Annotated in this window: 1 protein-coding gene; it reads left to right on the top strand. The window is 35.9% G+C overall.

From position 1 onward, the window contains the following. Positions 1-51: 51 nt before the first annotated feature. Positions 52-690: a glutathione S-transferase family protein gene (locus A6E06_RS00255; protein ID WP_065593332.1), complete on the top strand. Its 639-nt coding sequence runs from the start codon at positions 52-54 to the stop codon at positions 688-690. Positions 691-714: the final 24 nt, after the last annotated feature.

Raw genomic sequence — 714 nt, 5'->3', positions numbered from 1 at the left:
CGTGTTATGCAGGCGTTATGAGTATTTGTGGATTAAGAAAAGGAAGTCATATTGTATCAGCTATATTATTACCCAAACAACGCGAGTTTAGCTCCGCACTTCTTATTACATTTCATGGGATTAGAGTATGATTTATTGTTAGTTGATAGGAAATCAAGCTTTCACAAATCAGCTGAATATTTAAAATTGAATCCAGCGGGTAGAATTCCTACATTAATTGACGATGGTATGGCAATCTTTGAAAGCTCTGCTATTTGTATTCATCTTTGTGAGCAAAATCCTGAGCATGGTTTAATTCCTCACTTGGGGAGTAAAAGTAGACCTCAATTTTTTCAATGGCTAGCTTACTTAAATAATACGCTTCAAGCTGAGTTAATGGTTCGTTACTATCCGCATCGACATACAAATGATGAAAGTACTATTTCAAATGTGGTTGCAGCGCAAGATGATCGAATTGGTGAATCACTATCCGTAATTAATGATCAACTTGAAGGTAATAAATACCTTTTAGGCGATGAAATTTCAGCCTGTGATTTCTTCTTATTTATGCTTTCTCAGTGGTGTTTACCAATTAAGCAATCGCCATTAAGTTTTGAGCATTTGTCAGCTTACCTAAATCGTTTATCATCACATCCAACAATCATGGCTGTTTGCGAGTTAGAGGGTATCGATCTTAGCCCATTTAAGTAATACTCATAACAAACGACTATGGTG

The sequence above is a fragment of the Aliivibrio sp. 1S175 genome (genome assembly GCF_001690985.1).
Lineage (GTDB): Bacteria > Pseudomonadota > Gammaproteobacteria > Enterobacterales > Vibrionaceae > Aliivibrio.
Note: the sequence above shows the minus strand (reverse complement) of the source record. Positions and strands in the feature narration are given on the sequence as shown.